The following is a 367-nucleotide window of genomic DNA, read 5'->3' as shown; positions in this document are numbered from 1 at the left end:
CTCCCACCACCACGCTCATTAACTTCCCTCCTCCCTCCCCCCTCCTCCCCCTCTCTTCTTTTTTTCCTCCCCTTTTCCCTTTTTCCCTCTCTCCTCCTTCTTTTTCTCTCCCCTTTCCTCCTCCCTCTTTTTCTTCCCCCTTCTCCTCTTCCTCCTTCTTTCTCCTCTCTTCTCCTCTTCCCCCTTCTCTCCTTTCTCCTCTTTTCCTCTTTTCCCTTCTTCCTCTCTTCTTTCTCTTTCCTTTTCCTTTTTTTTCCTCCCTCCTTCCTCTCCCTTTTCCTCCCCTTTTCATTTTTTCTATCTTTTTTTTTTCTACTTCGGTTCGCCCGTGGAGGGGGTGGAGTTCGATGAGGTGCGCGGGGTGATC

Annotated in this window: 1 protein-coding gene; it reads right to left on the bottom strand. The window is 49.9% G+C overall.

Features of this window, described 5'->3' with window-relative positions; genetic code table 11:
• Positions 1 to 367: hypothetical protein (locus tag NR073_RS11430; RefSeq protein WP_256748847.1), on the bottom strand; the 367-nt coding region annotated here is incomplete at both ends.

It is taken from the genome of Micrococcus sp. Mcc28, from assembly GCF_024519775.1.
GTDB classification, from domain to species: domain Bacteria; phylum Actinomycetota; class Actinomycetes; order Actinomycetales; family Micrococcaceae; genus Micrococcus; species Micrococcus luteus.
Note: the sequence above shows the minus strand (reverse complement) of the source record. Positions and strands in the feature narration are given on the sequence as shown.